Here is a 16,498-nt window from a genome sequence, read left to right as displayed (position 1 = left end):
CTAAATAATAAATAAATCTGCCGGTCTAAGATCTAAATAGTGGTATCTGATACACTGAAAAATATATATTTTCCGATCTAAGAAATTCAGTGATTTTAAGTATTTATTTCTATTAAATTTAAATTTTAAATATAATTCGGTTTTTTTAATATCCTCATGCGGATAGAATTCTTTACCTTCTTTTACTGCAGAGATAAACGGCCAGACCAGTTCTTTAAATTTTATTTTTTGTTCTGAAATATTTACTGAATGTATATCTTTTTTTTCTGTTCCCTGAGTATTAAGCCCGCAAACCTGCTCAGGATGCTGTCTGTAAAAAGATAAAGTCTCCGCAATAAAACCTAATTTATTTTTAAAACCAAGCCTCTTGGCAATAAAATAATCATGTCCTTCTGAGAAATTCGTAAGATTATAATCGGCAAACGTCTTCCGTTTTACCGCAAGAGCACATCCCAATACAAAACATCCTTTTTCCAGAAGGGATATCAAGAGCTCTTTTTCTTTTATCTGTTGGGTTATATAATCATAGGAAATATTTTTCCAGCCAAGATATGAAGGTTCCAGAGTATTTTTATTATTGTCTACAATTTCAAGATCATTAAAGACCGCATCGAATTCGGGATGGGTTTCAAAGAATCTGAGTGTTTTTTTTATTTTGTCTACTTTCCAGATGTCGTCCTGATCACTCATAATGATGAGGTCCTTAGAACAAAGATTGATGGCTTTTTCAAAATTTTTAGTATAGCCTAAATTCGTTTCGTTTGTAAAAATTTTAAAGGTATCGGGATATTTTTTATAATAAGAGTTCAAAATTTCAACGGTAGCATCTTTTGAGCCGTCATCACAGATAATAATTTCGTCCGGCAAAATACTTTGATTCATTATGGAATCTAATTGCTCAGACAAATATTTTTCGCCATTATAAGTACATAAAGCTATCGAGACGGTCATAATCTAAAAAATTTAAAAATTTTATTTGCTAGCGCATACCTTTTACCATTCAATATATTTTTCAGATGGCTATTTTCTTTTTTTAATTTTTGGTTTTCGTGGAGAATATTTTTAAACGCTGTAATATTCTTTAGATATAAATGCTGATATTTCTGATATAAATAATTACGGATTACTTCGTCGCTGTTTTTCATTGCTTCTGTGTTTCTGGATACTTCTTTTATTCTGTAAAAAAATCCCAGATAATCGAGCTTTAGAATATTTATTTTTTCTTCTTTAAAAGAAATTATCGACAGCCAAAAGTCCCAGTCTTCATAACCTTGCTGCATAGATTCGTCAAAGCCTCCTACCTTTTCCCAGTCATCCTTTTTAAAAAATGCAGAACAAAAAATCTGATTTTCAAGCAACATCTTAGGTGTTTCGAAATCTTCCAATATAAATTCATCATTTCGGAGCCCGAAATATTGAGCATTACAATAGATTATATCAACATTTTTGTCAAAATGTTTTGAGGCAAAATCTAAGTATTTACTTTCAATTTTATCGTCTCCGTCAAGAAGAAGTATCCATTTTCCTTTTGCTTCTTTAATTCCGAGATTCCTTGCTGCTGAAACACCTCCGTTTTGTTTTTTATAATATTTAAATTTACGGTCTTTTTTTACCCAATTTTGCACGATGCTTTCCGTATCATCCATTGAGCCGTCATCTACAACTATACATTCCCAATTGGTAAAAGTTTGCCTATGAACAGACTGTAAGCACTCATCAAGATAAGGTGCCTGGTTATAAGCGGGAATAATGATAGAAATTAAAGGAGTATTCATCAAACTTAGCCTTTTATAATTTGCTTAACTTCTTCTATATATGAAAAGCCATTTTTAAGATCAGGTTCCAGGATATTGCCTTCCGCCCATTCATTCCAGGATTTTAAGATAAGAAAGGGTTCGGAGTGATTTTCTTTTTCTAAAAAATCAACTGCTTTATGAAGCTGTCTGCGAAAAATCAAAGGGCTGTTATTCGTTAGGATAACACCATTATATCCGCTTCTGGGTGTATTGTCCCAATTGGACAGTACCATCGGAAAAGTTTCTACATTAGCATTAATGAATTGCATTTCGTCAGCAATAGCTGTTATATCTTGTCTATTTACCTTTGGGGTATGCTTTTCTTTTATCCCTAAAATTCCTTTTATTCTTTTTTTGTAATAATCAGCACTGGAAATATATTCTCTCTTTTGTATGTACGGGATCCATGCCTTCTGAAATGCATGGGAAATTTTCCCGTCATAGCCCATCTGTCTGTAGTCCAGATGATCAGGCTGTTTATTACTTGCCATAATGTAAAGATCGTCAAATCCGTTTTCTTTGGCTAAGGTTCTGAATTTCGAAAGGTAATCCGGAGCTTTTTCATCAAGGTCAGAAGGGTCATATATTACGAGCACCGGTTTTCCATCTACTTTTATGTATCTTCTATCTTTAAAAAAAGGTAAAAGATAGTTGAAATGGTCTGCCAGGTCTTCCTGCGAAGGATAAATCTGTTCAGCCAGGATTTTTTTATCAAGGCCATGCCATCTGCCGGACCAGGTTTCGTTTGCCCAGCAGAAACAAAATGGAAAGTCAGGTTTTCCCGACTCCAGAACTTCATTCGCAATGCGCTCAAGAAGCTGTTTGCCATTGCCGAACCAGTAATGATAATAGATAAACCCATATACCCCATAATCTTTTGCCATTTGTGCCTGCTGCTCTCTTACTTCCGGCACACGAAGATCATAATATCCGAGTTCACCCGGACAAAGAGGCTGTTCGTGCCCTTCAAAGAGAGGTTTGGCCTTTCCTACGTTCGTCCATTCTGTAAATCCTTTGCCCCACCATTCATCATTCTCAGGAATAGGATGATACTGAGGGAGATAAAAGGCAAGCGGCTTTATTTTTTTCATATTTATAGTGTTCTGATTAGTTTTGCAGGAATTCCTGCAATTACTGAATTTTTAGGAAAACTTTTATTAACTACCGAATTAGCTCCGATAATGGAATTTTCACCAATTGTGACACCTGGAAGAATACATACTCCTTCACCAATCCAGACGTTATCTTCAATTACTACCGGACCTTTGGAGTACAGCGGCCTTGCACATGGAATACATTTCAGGTCTTCACTGCTGATATTGCCGTGGGAATGATCCGATATATATATTCTGCTGGCCATTAATACATTGTTTCCAATGGTAATTTTATTAATACCCCCAATATGAATGTCAGAGTTAAAAATAACGTTGTCTCCTATACTAATTTCCGGAATGAAGTTCTCCCCTTGGAAATGATCCCAGGCCTCCAGCCTTAAATTAAATAAAGAGCTGAAATTTTTACCGATTGAAATATATTGAGGATTTTTTATCCAATGAGTATCCGGAAGATTGGAGTTTAATCCAAAATTTTTGAAGCTGGCTTTCGCCCAGGCATTGTCTTTATCCTGCTTATAGATTTTGTAAGCGCCAGAATGTAAAACTTTGTATAAAAACCGGATTATATTTTTTTTTAAAAAACTCATATTTTATTGGTTAATTGATAATATAAAGTTTTTAGGAATTGAATTTTATTCTCTTTAAAGAGTTTTTTATATTGCTGAGACCTGTAAGCCGGGATTATTTTAAATTTTTCCCAATGGGATAAATAAATATTAACTGTCTTTTCGTAAGCAGGATTATAGAGATTTTCCGATTCAATCATTAATGAATTAAATGATTTGTAAGAATTAAAAACTTTTTCTCTCTTTCCTAAAAATTCCAGCGGATTTTTATCATTTAATATATCATGTAAGACTTCAGCAAAAGATTCTTCCGTAATAATGGGATCTTCTGAAAAATTCCGTACGGTTTCCTGCCTGTGAACCTCAGAAAAAGTCTCAATTAATTTTTCTGTACTATCAATGTTTTGAAATTCTTCTGTTTTATAGAACAGATCTTTAAGATCATTAAATAAGCTTTTCGGATTTACATAAGCAAAAACAGGTTTTCCTGCAGCAACAGCCGTTTGAGTCATCAATGCACCTGTAAAGGGAAAAGTGGAAATGTAATAGTCTATTCTTTTCATAATTTCATACAGATCATATCGGTCTCCTATTAAGAAAAACCTGTGTTCCAAGTTGTTCTTCTTTATAAATTCCTGTATAGCATTGCCGTTACCACTGCCTGCAAATATAAAAATTAGATTTTCATCCAGTTGCAGCAGTTTTGAAATAGTTTTGAAAAATTCTAGTCCGTCCCCCAAGACTTTATAATAGGTACTTCCCGAAAATATTATTTTCTTTCCCTTTACATCAAAATCAAAACCCTGAAACTCTACCGCAGACAAAATGGGGTAGTAGGGCAGTATTTTATTTTTTTCAGCAGGAATATTTCTTAGCTGCTCCGATAAATTCAGCCCATATGAACGAAATTCAATATTAACATCCGTAATATCAACTCCAAGCCAGAAGGCATGATCTGTTAAATTTATCTGATATCTTTTAATGCCCGATATTTTGTAAAAAGCCATATAAGCTATAGAATCCCAGGGAATTAAATGCATTAAAATATGCTTTGGCTTTTCTTCCGATATAATACTTAAAAGATCCCTGGCCCTTTCAATTCTGTTGGCTCCTTTTAGATAACAGACCGACTTGTTTCCGTAATCCTGTATTTCGGATAATATGGCTTCATTCTTATAATGCCTTTCTTTATTTTCAAAAACGAGTATGATTCTTTTATTAAGCTTTTTTAAGGCCCTGAGATATTGTTGGGTAAGACCTCTGTTGTCATATCCGAAAAAATCATAAAACATCACCGTATGTTCATCGGCATCGATTTCTTTGGTTTCAAAAAGGAAATTGGCAATTTGTTTTAATGCATCTTCAAGTGTCTTATCATACAGGGTATCTTGAAAAGAGTAATTATATTGTAAATGGGCAGACAATTCTATTAATCTTAAAGCTAAATCAAAGTTCTTTTCTTTAAGAGCAAGCTCAAGATTCATTTTCAGAATCTTATCTATATTCTTAAGTTTTTTATTGGTAATCATTTATTACATTAGAATTTTGCGTGAAAGGTTTTGATCGCATGTGCTTATTATTCAGCTTCTTTTAGATTAACAGCCATTTTTTAAATTTATTGAAATTGATTTAAGCAATCAATAATAATGTTAATTTCCTCCTCAGTCATCACAGGACTGATCGGCAGGCTCAATACTTCTTTATGGATTTTTTCACTGACCGGAAATGATAAATTGTTCCACTCTTTATAAGCTTCCTGATGATGCGGCGGAATAGGGTAGTGGATTAGTGTCTGGATGCCGTTTTCCAAAAGATACGTCTGCAGTTCGTCTCTTTTTTCCGAACGGATCACGAAAACATGCCATACGTGCTCCTTTTCATCTTGAGGATTTTCAGGAAGGACGACAGACGGATTCTTAATTCCGCTGATGAAACGCTTGGCAATTTGTCTCCGGATATTATTTTCTTTGTCGATATATTTTAATTTAACATCCAGTACGACCGCCTGAATTTCATCCAGCCTGGAATTTAGTCCCTGATAAATATTTACGTATTTCTGGTTAGACCCATAGTTTGCTAAAGCTCTGATCGTTTTCGCCAGATCTTCATCATTTGTGGTTACTGCTCCCGCATCTCCCAGAGCCCCTAAGTTTTTCCCGGGGTAAAAGCTGAAGCCAGCAGCGTCTCCCAAATTCCCTGTTCTTTTTCCGTTCCATTCCGCGCCGATTGCCTGGGCATTATCTTCAATGATCTTTAAATTGTGAGTCTCGGCCAGGTTTTTCAGTTCTTGAGAAAAAACAGTTCTTCCGTATAAATGTACGAGTAAAATCCCTTTTGTTTTGGCCGTTACCTTTTCTTTAATTCCTTTTATATCGATATTGTAATTATTGAGATCTGGTTCTACCAAAACAGGAATCAGTCCGTTGTCTGAAATGGCTAAAATAGAAGCAATATATGTATTGGATGGCACAAGGATTTCATCTCCTGCTTTCATGATTCCGAGTTCGATATAAGCCCGTAAAATAAGCCGGAGCGCATCTAGACCGTTAGCGACTCCAATTGCATGAGCTGTCCCGGTATATGAAGAAAGATGGGTTTCGAAAATTTTCGTCTTCTCACCCAGTAAATACCATCCCGAACGGAAAACTTCTAAAAGCTGAGCTTCAATTTCATCTTGATGCAGCTTATTTATTTTTTGGAGATCTAAGAATTTAATCACTGCTATAAATTAGAATTTAATAATTATTTGACTTTTTATACATTTTATAACCCTTAAAATTAAAGCCTTCTACAAGAGAATAATTTTTATGGTGTGACGGAATGTCTGCTTCAATCATCCATTTGGGATCATGAAACAAAATATAATCCGGCTTATATTTCATTATCCATGAGTCTAAATCTCTTTTGGATAAATAGTAGGCATTATCTTTGGAAATCAGCCCGCAAAGGTCAATCATTTTTCTGTCTGTGTAATATCCGATAATACCGATCTCTGCTGTTCCTATACTTTCATCCGCACGGGTGTTTGCATTAATCCATTTGGAAATCCGAATATAATCTCTTTCCCTCTGCATATTTTCGCGACCGTGAAAGTTGATGTATTTATTGTTGTAATTTAATAAAAAGGAGACAAAAAATAATAAAACTCCCACAAAAATTAGATTCGTTCTGTCTTTTTTCGCATTAAATATTTTATCTGTAAAATATTCTAACCCCATTACCGTAAAATATATTTTTGTGAAAATTATCGGGGCTATATACCAAGTGTATAAAGGAACGTTAAAATAGAGATAAAATGAAAGTAATAATAGATTTGATATAATGAGAAAGTAATCAAATGAATTTTTTTTCTTAAATAGAATGGATATGGGAATAAATATTAAAATAAGATAATATAAGTATCTGAGTGGCAGGCTAAACAGATGACGATTTTTATAGTCATAAGTAATAAGCTCTAAAGTCCCGTTTATAAAGTTGGTCCGGTTTCCCCAATAGTGGGAAATACCATGGTAAATTTTTGCTTTGGAAGAGTCGGGAAGAATATTACCGTAATAAAAAAAGTTGAAACCATAGTGTATTGTCAAAATAAGAAGTGATAAAACACTATAGAGAAAAAACTCCTTTTTTAATTTTTTTCGTTCGCAGAAAAAAAGAAAAACTGTTGGAATAATGAAGAAGATTCCTTCGGTCCTCGTGATGAGAAGCAATGCTGCAGCAATAAAGTAAGATAAAAATTTCTCTTTAAGGTAAAAATAATACAGTAAAAATATAAGGAACAGATATAAACCGGTTTCCATCCCTAAAAATAAATAAATATTACTTAAGGAGTATAAAACCAGGATGGAGGCAATACTTGCAAAACTATATCGGAGGCTTTTTAATATAAGATATATTAGAATGATTGAAGCACTGATAAAAAAGTATCCTATGCCATTATTGAGCAGGATCTGGTTCTTAATCTGAAATACAGAATTTATTGCAAGGTTTATATAAGTAAATAGTGGAGATGTCAGACCATTGAAATAATCTCCTTTATTATAAACCAAACCCTGGCCTTTAGCAAAATTTTTAATGTATCTGGCGTAGATAAGTGTATCATCAAAGAAATAATTTCTGTTGATATAAAATTTTATAAAAACAATTATTTCTACAACAAGTATTAAAAGGTAATCAGAGTAATTTTTTTTCTTCATTTTTGTGTTTAAGTCAAATTATTTTCCTCAGGAATTTCGCTGGATTACCTGCCCAAACTTCATTTGCCGGCACATCTTTTGTCACCACGCTGCCAGCGCCGATCAGAGCATTTTCTCCAATGGTATTTCCTGCAATAATGGTAGCATTGGCACCTATTGAAGCTCCCTGCCTGATAAGCGTTCTGCTGAATTCCGATGGATATTGCTTGGAACGTGGGAACAGATCATTGGTGAAAGTAACGTTAGGCCCTATAAATACATTGTCCTCGAGGGTTACACCGTCCCAGACCTGAACTCCGGGTTTTATTGTAACATTATCGCCAATAATTACATCATTTTCTATGAAAACATGACAATTAATATTGCAGTTTTTTCCAATTGCAGCTTCTTTTAAGATGATGCAAAACTGCCATATTACAGTATCTTCTCCAATATTTTCTGTTTGGACATCTGCAAGGGTATGAATTTTATATTTCATTTTGTATTTTTAGATAAGTGGTATAATCCCTTACATAATCAAGCTGGTTATAATGATGTGAAGCCAGAACCAGGCATATCGCTCCTGAAGAAAAATTAATTTCGGAGGCCCAGATCCCGGGAGGAATATGTAATCCAATATCAGGACGGTTAAGAAAAACCTGCCTTTTAAATTTTCCATCATCCAGTGAAACTTCAAAACTTCCACTGGCTGCAATCAGAAACTGATGGCACTCTTTATGGGAATGCGCCCCTCTGCTTTCGCCGCCTGCAATATCGTAAAGATAAAAAACCCTCTTTATATGAAAGGGAAAGCTTGAATTATTTTCTACCACAGTAAGATTTCCTTCATCAAAACCAATTTTACCCAGGTCTATCACACTGCAGTCAAATACCGACAATCTATTTTTCATGGGCTAACTTTTTAAATTCATCAAAATCTCTGATATAATCACTTTCATTATAAGTTTGGTCGGAAACAATAAGCGCTAACGAATTGGTGGAGAAATTTTCTAATTTCCTCCAGTACATATTGGGTATATATAGTCCGTAATAGGATCTGTTCAGAGAGAATTTCTTTTCTTCTTTTCCGTTATGTATAATAACGTCAAAGCTTCCTGAAAGAGCAATGATGAACTCCTGCTGTTGTTTAAATGCATGGCTTCCTCTGGATTCGCCTCCCGGAACATCATAGATCCAATATGTTCTTGCAATCTCGAAGGGAAGCTGGTTAGGATGTTCAAAAAAAGAAAGATTTCCTCTTTTATCTAAAATTTTTGGAAGATTAATTATTCTTGGAATCATCTTAAGATATTTTAAAATCAAAATCAGGCCTGATAATTCCTGGAGAAATACTCATATTTTTACCCAGTCTGATATTTTCCACCTCAAACCCTATTATATTGGGTACGGTATACAATGGGATTCGCTGATCTTTACCGAAAATTAATTTAAAATAATAATTTCCTGCATTGAGAAAATGTCTAGGAAGATCAAATTCCACACAATATTCTTTTGCTTCTGAATCGTTGTCTGTTGTAATAAGAACTCCTGTATGGAATACCGGCACTTCCTCGTACGTTCTGAGCTCGAAAGTTGCATCCAGATTGATTCCGGCTTTGAAATTTATAAATCTTAGTTTTACAGATATTCCGGATTCAATATCTATTAATTCTCCTCTTTTGGGAACAGCGGAAAATTCGAGAATTCTTATGTTTTCATTGCCCATGGCTGTTTCAATAGGACCATTATGCATATATTTGCTCTGGATTTCAGAATTTTTCTGATATTCCACTATCGTATCCAATATATTCCCACTATACGCCAACTGTCCCTGATTAAGCAGTATACCTGAATTACAGAGTTCTTTGATGGCAGTCATATTATGGCTCACAAAAAGAATTGTTCTTCCTTCACCTTTAGTAACATCTCCCATTTTTCCCAAACATTTCTTTTGAAAATCAGCATCTCCAACCGCCAAAACCTCATCTACAATCAGGATTTCAGATTCAAGGTGGGCAGCAACGGCAAAAGCAAGACGTACATACATTCCTGAAGAATATCTTTTTACAGGCGTATCAATATATCTTTCAACACCTGAAAAGTCTACGATCTCATCAAATTTCCTGGAAATTTCCTTTCGGGTCATTCCAAGGATCGCTCCGTTCAGAAAAACATTTTCACGACCTGTCATTTCCGGGTGAAAACCCGTTCCCACTTCCAGTAAAGAAGCTATCCTGCCGTTGGTAAAAATCTTTCCGGTCGTAGGTTTGGTTACTTTACTTAAAAGCTTTAAAAGAGTAGACTTTCCGGCTCCGTTTCTTCCGATAATTCCTACGGCATCACCCTGTTCAATTTCAAAGTTAATATCACGCAACGACCATACATATTCTGAAGTTCCTTTCTGGGTTCTGTCATTTGCTTCACCAATTTTTAAATAAGGATCTTCTTTACCTCTCATCTTATACCAGAATCTGTTAAGGTCATGAGATAAAGTTCCTGTTCCGACCTGACCGAGACGGTATTGTTTGGATATATTTTCTGCTTTTAAAGCCAGCATATTGTATTTTTAAGAGAATTATAAATTTTTAAACTGTGTCCATAAAAGATTTTTCAATCTTGTTGAAAATAACAACGCCTATAATTAATAACAAGAGTATTATGATCGAACTTATTACCAACATCAATGGTGAAAAATCCCCAACACCAAACCATGCATATTTAAAACATTCAAAAACACCTGTTAGAGGATTGTAACATGAGAGTTTTTTAAAAAAACCAGGTAATGCTGATGTCGGATATATTACTGGCGTTGCATACATATATAAACTTACCCCAAACCCGAGAAGCATGTTCAGATCCTTATATTTTGTTGTAAGCGAAGAAAATATCATTCCTACTCCCAGAGCGAACAATGCCATTAAAAGTATTAAAAAAGGAGTAGCCAGCACCCAGATATTCGGGTGTACTTCCCCTTTTGATAGATAATATGACCAGCCGATGATAAAAAGTAAAAACTGTACCCCGAAACGCATGAGGTTGGAAATAACAATAGAGATCGGAGTTACCAATCTTGGGAAATAGACTTTACCGAAGATACCTGCATTTCCTACAAAAGTAGAGGAGGTTCCTAATAAACAAGAGGAGAAATAATTCCAAAGTGTTACTCCTGCTAAATAAAAAAGTAGGGGTGGAGCCCCATCTGTAGGAAGATTAGCTATTTTTCCAAAAACAACCAAGTAAACAATGGTTGTTAAAATAGGATTTATAAAAAACCAGATCGGGCCTAAGATAGTTTGCTTAAAGCTGGATACAAAATCTCTTTTTACAAACATGTAAACAAGATCTTTATACCGCCATACTTCCTTTAATTTCAGATCGAATAAAGAATGGTGGGTTTCAATAGTTTCGGTCCACTTCTGTTGTGGTTCAGTCATCTGTGCAAAATTTAGTGAAAATTTATACTATTTAATGTATTCATAATTCTCTTTTCTGAAGATTATTTCATGAATGAAAAATTCTGCAGATATATCAATCTGTCATAAAAACGGTTAATCATAAAACTAACGGTCCGATTGATGCCAGACCATTCATAGTTTATTTGTTTACCAGCTGTTTCAGATATTCACCATAGCCGCTTTTGCCATATTTCGCAGCAGTTTCCAGTAATTTCTCTTCATCAATGAATTTATTCCTGAAAGCAATTTCCTCAATACATCCAACCTTAAAACCTTGTCTTTTTTCAATCACACGCACAAATTCAGAAGCATCATTTAAAGAATCGAAAGTGCCGGTATCAAGCCATGCTGTTCCTCTGTCCAAAACACCTACTTCGAGTTTCCCGTTTTGCAGGTATACATTGTTTACGTCGGTAATTTCAAGCTCGCCTCGTGGAGAAGGCTTGATGTTTTTGGCAATTTCCACTACATTGTTGTCATAAAAATATAATCCCGGAACTGCGTAATTGGATTTAGGCTGTAAAGGTTTTTCCTCAATGGAAACGGCTTTGAAATCATCATCAAATTCCACCACCCCATACCGCTCAGGATCTGAGACGTGATAGGCAAAAACGACACCTCCTTCCGGATTGGTTTTATTTTTAAGCAATGTTCCCATTTCTGAGCCGTAAAATATATTATCCCCCAACACCAGTGCCGCGGCATCGTTTCCTATGAATTGATCGCCTAGAATGAATGCCTGTGCTAATCCATCCGGACTTGGCTGAACTATATACTCGATGTTGCAGCCAATCTGTGAGCCGTCTCCTAATAATTTGACGAATCCCGGCTGATCATGCGGCGTTGTGATAATTAAAATATCTTTAATGCCTGCCAGTAATAAAGTGGATAGCGGATAGTAAATCATCGGCTTGTCATAAACAGGCATCAATTGCTTGCTTACGGCTATGGTAAGAGGGTAAAGTCTTGTTCCGGAACCTCCGGCTAAAATTATACCTTTCATCTATTTTTTGTGTTGTATTAATTGTATTGTTTTTCGTAGTACTTCTGATAATCCCCGCTCGTTACATGTTCAAGCCATTCTTTATTTTCAAGATACCAGTCGATGGTTTTTCCTAAACCTTCCTCAAATGTTACCGACGGTTTCCATCCCAGATCTTTATTCAGCTTGGTGGCATCGATAGCATACCGTTTATCATGGCCTGGACGATCCTTTACAAAAGTAATCAGTTTTTCAGAATAACCTTCCGGTCTTCCCAGTTTGGCATCCATCTGCTTGATAAGTTCTTTTACCAGATCAATATTTTGCCATTCGTTGAATCCGCCGATATTATAGGTTTCCCCTGTTCTGGCTTCGTTGAAAATCTGTTGAATTCCTTTTGCGTGATCGATTACAAATAACCAGTCTCTCGTATATTTCCCGTCACCATAGATCGGTAAAGGCCTTTCATTAATGATGTTTGAAATACAAAGAGGAATTAGTTTTTCTGGAAAATGATTCGGCCCGTAATTGTTGGAGCAGTTGGATATAATAAACGGCATTCCGTAAGTATTTCCATAGGCTCTTACTAAATGGTCGGAAGCTGCTTTGGATGCCGAATACGGCGACTGCGGATCGTAAGCGGTGGTTTCCAGGAAGAATCCGGTTTCTCCAAGGCTTCCATAGACCTCATCGGTAGAAACGTGGTAGAAAAGGTTGGTCCTTTTTTCATCAGGGAATCTTCCGTGGGTATGATCGGGATTCAATGTCCAGAACTCTTTACAAAGATTTAGCAGATTAGCAGTTCCGTTGACGTTGGTATTGATAAATGCCATCGGATCCGTAATGCTCCGGTCTACATGGCTTTCGGCAGCAAGGTGTACCACTGCATCTGGGTTATATTTTTCGAATATTTTTCGTAGTTCTTCAGGTTTTGTAATATCTGCTTTTTCAAAAACATAATTAGGCTCATTTTCAATATCCTTTAAGTTTTCGAGATTTCCGGCATAAGTAAGTGCATCCAAATTAATAATTGTTGTGCTTGGATTGTTTTTTACAAATTCTCTTACGACATGAGAGCCGATAAATCCGGCACCTCCGGTAATGATTATATTTTTCATCTAATTAATTTACAATTGTTTTACGTCCGATACTCTTATAATAAAATCCGTTCTGTTCAGGGATTTCCAAAGGATACATATTTCTGCCGTCGAAAATAACCTTACTGTTCATTTTCTGAGCCATCAGTTCAAAATTCGGATTTTTGAATTCCGGCCATTCGGTAGCGATCAGCAAAGCGTCCGCATTTTCAAGGGCTTCATACATGCTTTTTGCATATTGGATTTTGTCTCCCAATAACTTTTTGACATTGTTTTCTGCAATTGCATCGTAGGCAATAATTTTAGCACCTTTTTTAAGCAGCAAAGCAATATTATCAAGTGATGAGGCTTCGCGGATATCGTCTGTATTTGCTTTAAAAGCCAGTCCCCATACGGCAATGTTCTTTCCTTCAATGGTTCCTCCGAAATACTTTTCAATTTCTGAAACCAAAATTACTTTTTGAGAAATATTTACATTTTCTGTTGCTTCAAGGATCTGGAAGTTGAAATCTTCCTGTTTTCCGGATTTTATCAAGGCTTTGACGTCTTTTGGAAAACAACTGCCTCCATATCCGATGCCCGGGAATAAAAACCGCTGACCGATTCGATCGTCACTTCCCATTCCCAGTCTTACTTTATCCACATCAGCACCTACTTTTTCGCAGTAGTTAGCAATCTCATTCATAAAGGTGATTTTTACCGCTAAAAATGAATTGGCTGCATATTTTGTAAGTTCGGAAGATTTTTCATCCATGAAAATAATCGGGATTCCGGTATTGGTAAACGGCTGGTAGATTTTAGCCATGATATCTTTGGCTTTGTCTGAACTCGAGCCCACAATCACTCTGGCCGGATTCATGGAATCTTCTACGGCAAAACCCTCTCTTAAAAATTCCGGGTTAGACACTACATCAAAAGGAATCTGGGTTTTGGAAGCAATCACTTCATGTACTCTGTCGGCAGTACCTACGGGAACAGTACTTTTATTAACGATTACTTTATATTCAGTCATCATTTCGCCGATATCATTGGCCACTTTCAGGACGTAAGAAAGATCTGCAGACCCATCTTCTCCCGGCGGAGTAGGCAAGGCTAAATAAATAACTTCACTTTTATCCAAGGCTTCCTTTAAATCGGTAGTGAAATATAATCTTTCTGCCTGGATGTTTCTTAAAAACATTTCTTCGAGATTCGGCTCATAGATAGGAACTACGCCGTTTTTCATGCCTTCTACTTTTTTTTCATCAATATCTACACAGTATACCGAATTGCCAAGCTCTGCCAGAGTGGTTCCTGTAACCAAACCTACGTAGCCCGTTCCTACAATAGTAATATTCAAAATGTATGTTTTTAAAATTAAGACACAAAAGTAATAAAAATACCTCATAAAGAGGTTCAAATTAATGTAAATGCAAAATAACTTATCCTATTGATAATAAGATATTTTGCTTTTTTAATAAAAATTTGTATATTTGCAGTGGATTTACGGAAAAACATGGGAAGGCCTTCGGAAGAAAGCCTTTTTTCGTACAAGTAAATCAAGATTTTATAGTGTATATGGAGTTTAGAAAAAGAATTGAAGAATTATTAAATGAGTTCCTTGAAACCAGAAAAGATCTATTTCTTATCGATTTGAAATTTTCTGCAGGGGACGACATCACAGTGATTTTAGATGGTGACAATGGGGTGTCTCTACAGGACTGCCTTGATGCAAGCCGGGCCATAGAATTCAATATGGATCGTGAGGAACATGATTTCAGCCTGCAGGTAATGTCTGCAGGACTAAGCGAGCCTTTGGCAACTCCGAGACAATTTGCAAAGAATATCGGAAGGGAAATTGAAGTTTTACTCAATGACACTACGAAAACTGAAGGCGAATTGGCGAAAGTGGATGAAGAAAAAATCACACTGATCCTGCGATACCGCAAGCCGAAAGACATCGGTAAGGGAAAAGTAGATGTGGAGGAGGAAAAAGAAATTCCGTACTCTGAGATTAAGAAAGCATTAGTAACAATTAAATTTTAAAAGAAAAAAAGTAAATGGACAATATAGCGTTGATTGAATCCTTCGGTGATTTTAAAGACGAAAAAGGGATCAGTAAGATTGATCTTATGGCAATTATTGAAGATTCTCTAAAGACACTTTTGAGAAAAAGATACGATTCGGATGATCATTTTGATGTAATTGTAAACCCTGATAAAGGAGATTTTCAGATATTTTTGAATAAAACTATTGTGGAAGACGAAATGTCTGAGGATGATGATCTGGAAATCGAGATTTCTGAAGCTAAGAAAATCGATCCGACTTTCGAGGTAGGTGAAGATTTTACGATGGAAATTCCTGTTGCCCAATTGGGAAGAAGAAATATTCTAACGCTAAAGCAGATCTTGGCTACAAAATTGCAGGAGCACAACAATGCCATGTTGTATGAGCAGTTTAAGGACCGGATCGGAGAGATCGTAGTAGGGGAAATCCATCATATCCGTCACAAGCATGTAATTTTGCTTGATGATGAAGATAACGAATTCATTTTGCCGAAAGAAAATCAGATTCCATCCGATTTCTTTAAAAAAGGTGAGAATATCAGAGCTATTGTTGAAACAGTAGATTTCAAAGGTTCAAAACCGCAGATTATTATTTCCAGAACTGCACCTAAATTCTTAGAAAAACTATTAGAGCTGGAAATTCCTGAAATCCAGGACGGAACTATTATGCTTAAAAAAGCGGTAAGAATTCCTGGAGAAAAAGCGAAGATTGCAGTAGATGCTTACGATGACAGAATAGATCCGGTAGGAGCCTGTGTAGGGGTAAAAGGATCGAGAATTCATGGCGTGGTAAGAGAGTTGAGAAATGAGAACATCGACGTTATTCAGTGGTCTAAAAACCCTGAGATTCTTGTGAAGAGAGCTTTAGGAAATGTTACCATCAATAAAATTGACATCAATGAGGAGCAGCAATATGCATTGGTATATACTCCGGTTGAAGAGATTTCCAAAGTAATCGGTAAACAAGGTCAGAATATCAGACTTGCTTCTTGGTTGACAGGTTACGAAATCGATGTACACAGAGAGTCCAGCGAAGATGATGATGTTGAATTAAGAGAATTCAATGACGATATCGAGCAGTGGATTTTGGATGAATTTAAGAAAGTAGGTCTTACAACTGCAAAATCGGTTTTAGATAAAGAAACTGAGAGCTTGCTTAATATGGTTGATCTTGAAGAGGAAACTATTGAAGAAGTAAAACGTATTCTTAGAGAAGAATTCGAGGATTAAGATTTTTAAGTAAATTTTAATAAACAGTAAAAAAGAAATA

17 protein-coding genes are annotated in these 16,498 nt (G+C 35.7%); 2 read left to right on the top strand and 15 right to left on the bottom strand.

The features are described 5' to 3' along the window. The 15 genes from QE422_RS00355 to QE422_RS00285 all read right to left on the bottom strand — a co-directional run bounded on the left by QE422_RS00355 (nucleotide 1) and on the right by QE422_RS00285 (nucleotide 14,522). Nucleotides 1-951, bottom strand: coding sequence for a glycosyltransferase (locus QE422_RS00355; RefSeq protein WP_307454254.1), 951 nt, complete (start codon nucleotides 949-951; stop codon nucleotides 1-3). Then, a complete protein-coding gene (locus QE422_RS00350) occupies nucleotides 948-1,775 on the bottom strand; it encodes a glycosyltransferase family A protein (protein WP_307454253.1) in 828 nt (275 codons plus the stop codon). The genes QE422_RS00355 and QE422_RS00350 overlap by 4 nt, the downstream gene beginning before the upstream one ends. A 5-nt stretch (nucleotides 1,776-1,780) precedes the next feature. Continuing rightward, entirely contained in the window at nucleotides 1,781-2,887 is a 1,107-nt protein-coding gene (locus QE422_RS00345; protein WP_307454252.1) for a glycoside hydrolase family 99-like domain-containing protein, read from the bottom strand. A gap of 2 nt (nucleotides 2,888-2,889) precedes the next feature. Further along, nucleotides 2,890-3,498 carry a DapH/DapD/GlmU-related protein gene (locus QE422_RS00340; RefSeq protein WP_307454251.1) on the bottom strand — a complete coding sequence of 203 codons (609 nt, stop codon included), beginning with the start codon at nucleotides 3,496-3,498 and terminating at the stop codon, nucleotides 2,890-2,892. Further along, entirely contained in the window at nucleotides 3,495-4,484 is a 990-nt protein-coding gene (locus QE422_RS00335) for a hypothetical protein (RefSeq protein WP_307454250.1), read from the bottom strand. The genes QE422_RS00340 and QE422_RS00335 overlap by 4 nt, the downstream gene beginning before the upstream one ends. Before the next feature lie 608 nt (nucleotides 4,485-5,092). Then, complete coding sequence (locus tag QE422_RS00330; RefSeq protein ID WP_307454249.1) at nucleotides 5,093-6,196, bottom strand: DegT/DnrJ/EryC1/StrS aminotransferase family protein; 1,104 nt, start codon at nucleotides 6,194-6,196, stop codon at nucleotides 5,093-5,095. 16 nt (nucleotides 6,197-6,212) lie between these two features. Further along, a complete protein-coding gene (locus tag QE422_RS00325) occupies nucleotides 6,213-7,670 on the bottom strand; it encodes a hypothetical protein (protein WP_307454248.1) in 1,458 nt (485 codons plus the stop codon). A gap of 13 nt (nucleotides 7,671-7,683) precedes the next feature. Beyond that, nucleotides 7,684-8,148 (bottom strand): acyltransferase, encoded by a 465-nt coding sequence (locus QE422_RS00320; protein WP_307454247.1) that lies wholly within the window; start codon nucleotides 8,146-8,148, stop codon nucleotides 7,684-7,686. Next, nucleotides 8,138-8,560: an FdtA/QdtA family cupin domain-containing protein gene (locus QE422_RS00315; protein ID WP_307454246.1), complete on the bottom strand. Its 423-nt coding sequence runs from the start codon at nucleotides 8,558-8,560 to the stop codon at nucleotides 8,138-8,140. Before QE422_RS00315 ends, QE422_RS00320 begins: the two co-directional genes overlap by 11 nt. Then, nucleotides 8,550-8,951 carry an FdtA/QdtA family cupin domain-containing protein gene (locus QE422_RS00310; RefSeq protein ID WP_307454245.1) on the bottom strand — a complete coding sequence of 134 codons (402 nt, stop codon included), beginning with the start codon at nucleotides 8,949-8,951 and terminating at the stop codon, nucleotides 8,550-8,552. The genes QE422_RS00315 and QE422_RS00310 overlap by 11 nt, the downstream gene beginning before the upstream one ends. A 1-nt stretch (nucleotide 8,952) precedes the next feature. Then, on the bottom strand, nucleotides 8,953-10,206 hold the full coding sequence (locus tag QE422_RS00305) for an ABC transporter ATP-binding protein (RefSeq protein WP_307454244.1): 1,254 nt from the start codon (nucleotides 10,204-10,206) through the stop codon (nucleotides 8,953-8,955). A 28-nt stretch (nucleotides 10,207-10,234) separates the two neighbouring features. Beyond that, on the bottom strand, nucleotides 10,235-11,083 hold the full coding sequence (locus tag QE422_RS00300; protein ID WP_307454243.1) for an ABC transporter permease: 849 nt from the start codon (nucleotides 11,081-11,083) through the stop codon (nucleotides 10,235-10,237). Nucleotides 11,084-11,243: 160 nt separating this feature from the next. Then, a complete protein-coding gene (gene rfbA / locus QE422_RS00295; RefSeq protein ID WP_307454242.1) occupies nucleotides 11,244-12,107 on the bottom strand; it encodes a glucose-1-phosphate thymidylyltransferase RfbA in 864 nt (287 codons plus the stop codon). Nucleotides 12,108-12,124: 17 nt separating this feature from the next. Next, entirely contained in the window at nucleotides 12,125-13,204 is a 1,080-nt protein-coding gene (rfbB, locus tag QE422_RS00290; protein ID WP_307454241.1) for a dTDP-glucose 4,6-dehydratase, read from the bottom strand. Nucleotides 13,205-13,208: 4 nt separating this feature from the next. Further along, nucleotides 13,209-14,522: a UDP-glucose/GDP-mannose dehydrogenase family protein gene (locus QE422_RS00285; protein WP_307454240.1), complete on the bottom strand. Its 1,314-nt coding sequence runs from the start codon at nucleotides 14,520-14,522 to the stop codon at nucleotides 13,209-13,211. 218 nt (nucleotides 14,523-14,740) lie between these two features. Between QE422_RS00285 and rimP the strand changes: the two genes are divergently transcribed. Together rimP and nusA are read left to right on the top strand one after the other, a co-directional pair. Then, entirely contained in the window at nucleotides 14,741-15,208 is a 468-nt protein-coding gene (gene rimP / locus QE422_RS00280) for a ribosome assembly cofactor RimP (RefSeq protein ID WP_307454239.1), read from the top strand. A gap of 14 nt (nucleotides 15,209-15,222) precedes the next feature. After that, a complete protein-coding gene (gene nusA / locus QE422_RS00275) occupies nucleotides 15,223-16,458 on the top strand; it encodes a transcription termination factor NusA (protein WP_307454238.1) in 1,236 nt (411 codons plus the stop codon). Nucleotides 16,459-16,498 lie beyond the last annotated feature (40 nt).

It is taken from the genome of Chryseobacterium sp. SORGH_AS_0447 (assembly GCF_030818695.1).
Lineage (GTDB): Bacteria > Bacteroidota > Bacteroidia > Flavobacteriales > Weeksellaceae > Chryseobacterium.
This window is presented reverse-complemented; position numbering and strand designations above follow the sequence as displayed.

What these genes read in the sequence shown, in the direction of transcription:
- QE422_RS00355 (WP_307454254.1), bottom strand. Translation starts at nt 951, where the DNA reads ATGACCGTCTCGATAGCTTTATGTACTTATAATGGCGAAAAATATTTG.
- QE422_RS00350 (WP_307454253.1), bottom strand. Translation starts at nt 1,775, where the DNA reads ATGAATACTCCTTTAATTTCTATCATTATTCCCGCTTATAACCAGGCA.
- QE422_RS00345 (WP_307454252.1), bottom strand. Translation starts at nt 2,887, where the DNA reads ATGAAAAAAATAAAGCCGCTTGCCTTTTATCTCCCTCAGTATCATCCT.
- QE422_RS00340 (WP_307454251.1), bottom strand. Translation starts at nt 3,498, where the DNA reads ATGAGTTTTTTAAAAAAAAATATAATCCGGTTTTTATACAAAGTTTTA.
- QE422_RS00335 (WP_307454250.1), bottom strand. Translation starts at nt 4,484, where the DNA reads ATGGCTTTTTACAAAATATCGGGCATTAAAAGATATCAGATAAATTTA.
- QE422_RS00325 (WP_307454248.1), bottom strand. Translation starts at nt 7,670, where the DNA reads ATGAAGAAAAAAAATTACTCTGATTACCTTTTAATACTTGTTGTAGAA.
- QE422_RS00320 (WP_307454247.1), bottom strand. Translation starts at nt 8,148, where the DNA reads ATGAAATATAAAATTCATACCCTTGCAGATGTCCAAACAGAAAATATT.
- QE422_RS00315 (WP_307454246.1), bottom strand. Translation starts at nt 8,560, where the DNA reads ATGAAAAATAGATTGTCGGTATTTGACTGCAGTGTGATAGACCTGGGT.
- QE422_RS00310 (WP_307454245.1), bottom strand. Translation starts at nt 8,951, where the DNA reads ATGATTCCAAGAATAATTAATCTTCCAAAAATTTTAGATAAAAGAGGA.
- QE422_RS00305 (WP_307454244.1), bottom strand. Translation starts at nt 10,206, where the DNA reads ATGCTGGCTTTAAAAGCAGAAAATATATCCAAACAATACCGTCTCGGT.
- QE422_RS00300 (WP_307454243.1), bottom strand. Translation starts at nt 11,083, where the DNA reads ATGACTGAACCACAACAGAAGTGGACCGAAACTATTGAAACCCACCAT.
- rfbA (WP_307454242.1), bottom strand. Translation starts at nt 12,107, where the DNA reads ATGAAAGGTATAATTTTAGCCGGAGGTTCCGGAACAAGACTTTACCCT.
- rfbB (WP_307454241.1), bottom strand. Translation starts at nt 13,204, where the DNA reads ATGAAAAATATAATCATTACCGGAGGTGCCGGATTTATCGGCTCTCAT.
- rimP (WP_307454239.1), top strand. Translation starts at nt 14,741, where the DNA reads ATGGAGTTTAGAAAAAGAATTGAAGAATTATTAAATGAGTTCCTTGAA.
- nusA (WP_307454238.1), top strand. Translation starts at nt 15,223, where the DNA reads ATGGACAATATAGCGTTGATTGAATCCTTCGGTGATTTTAAAGACGAA.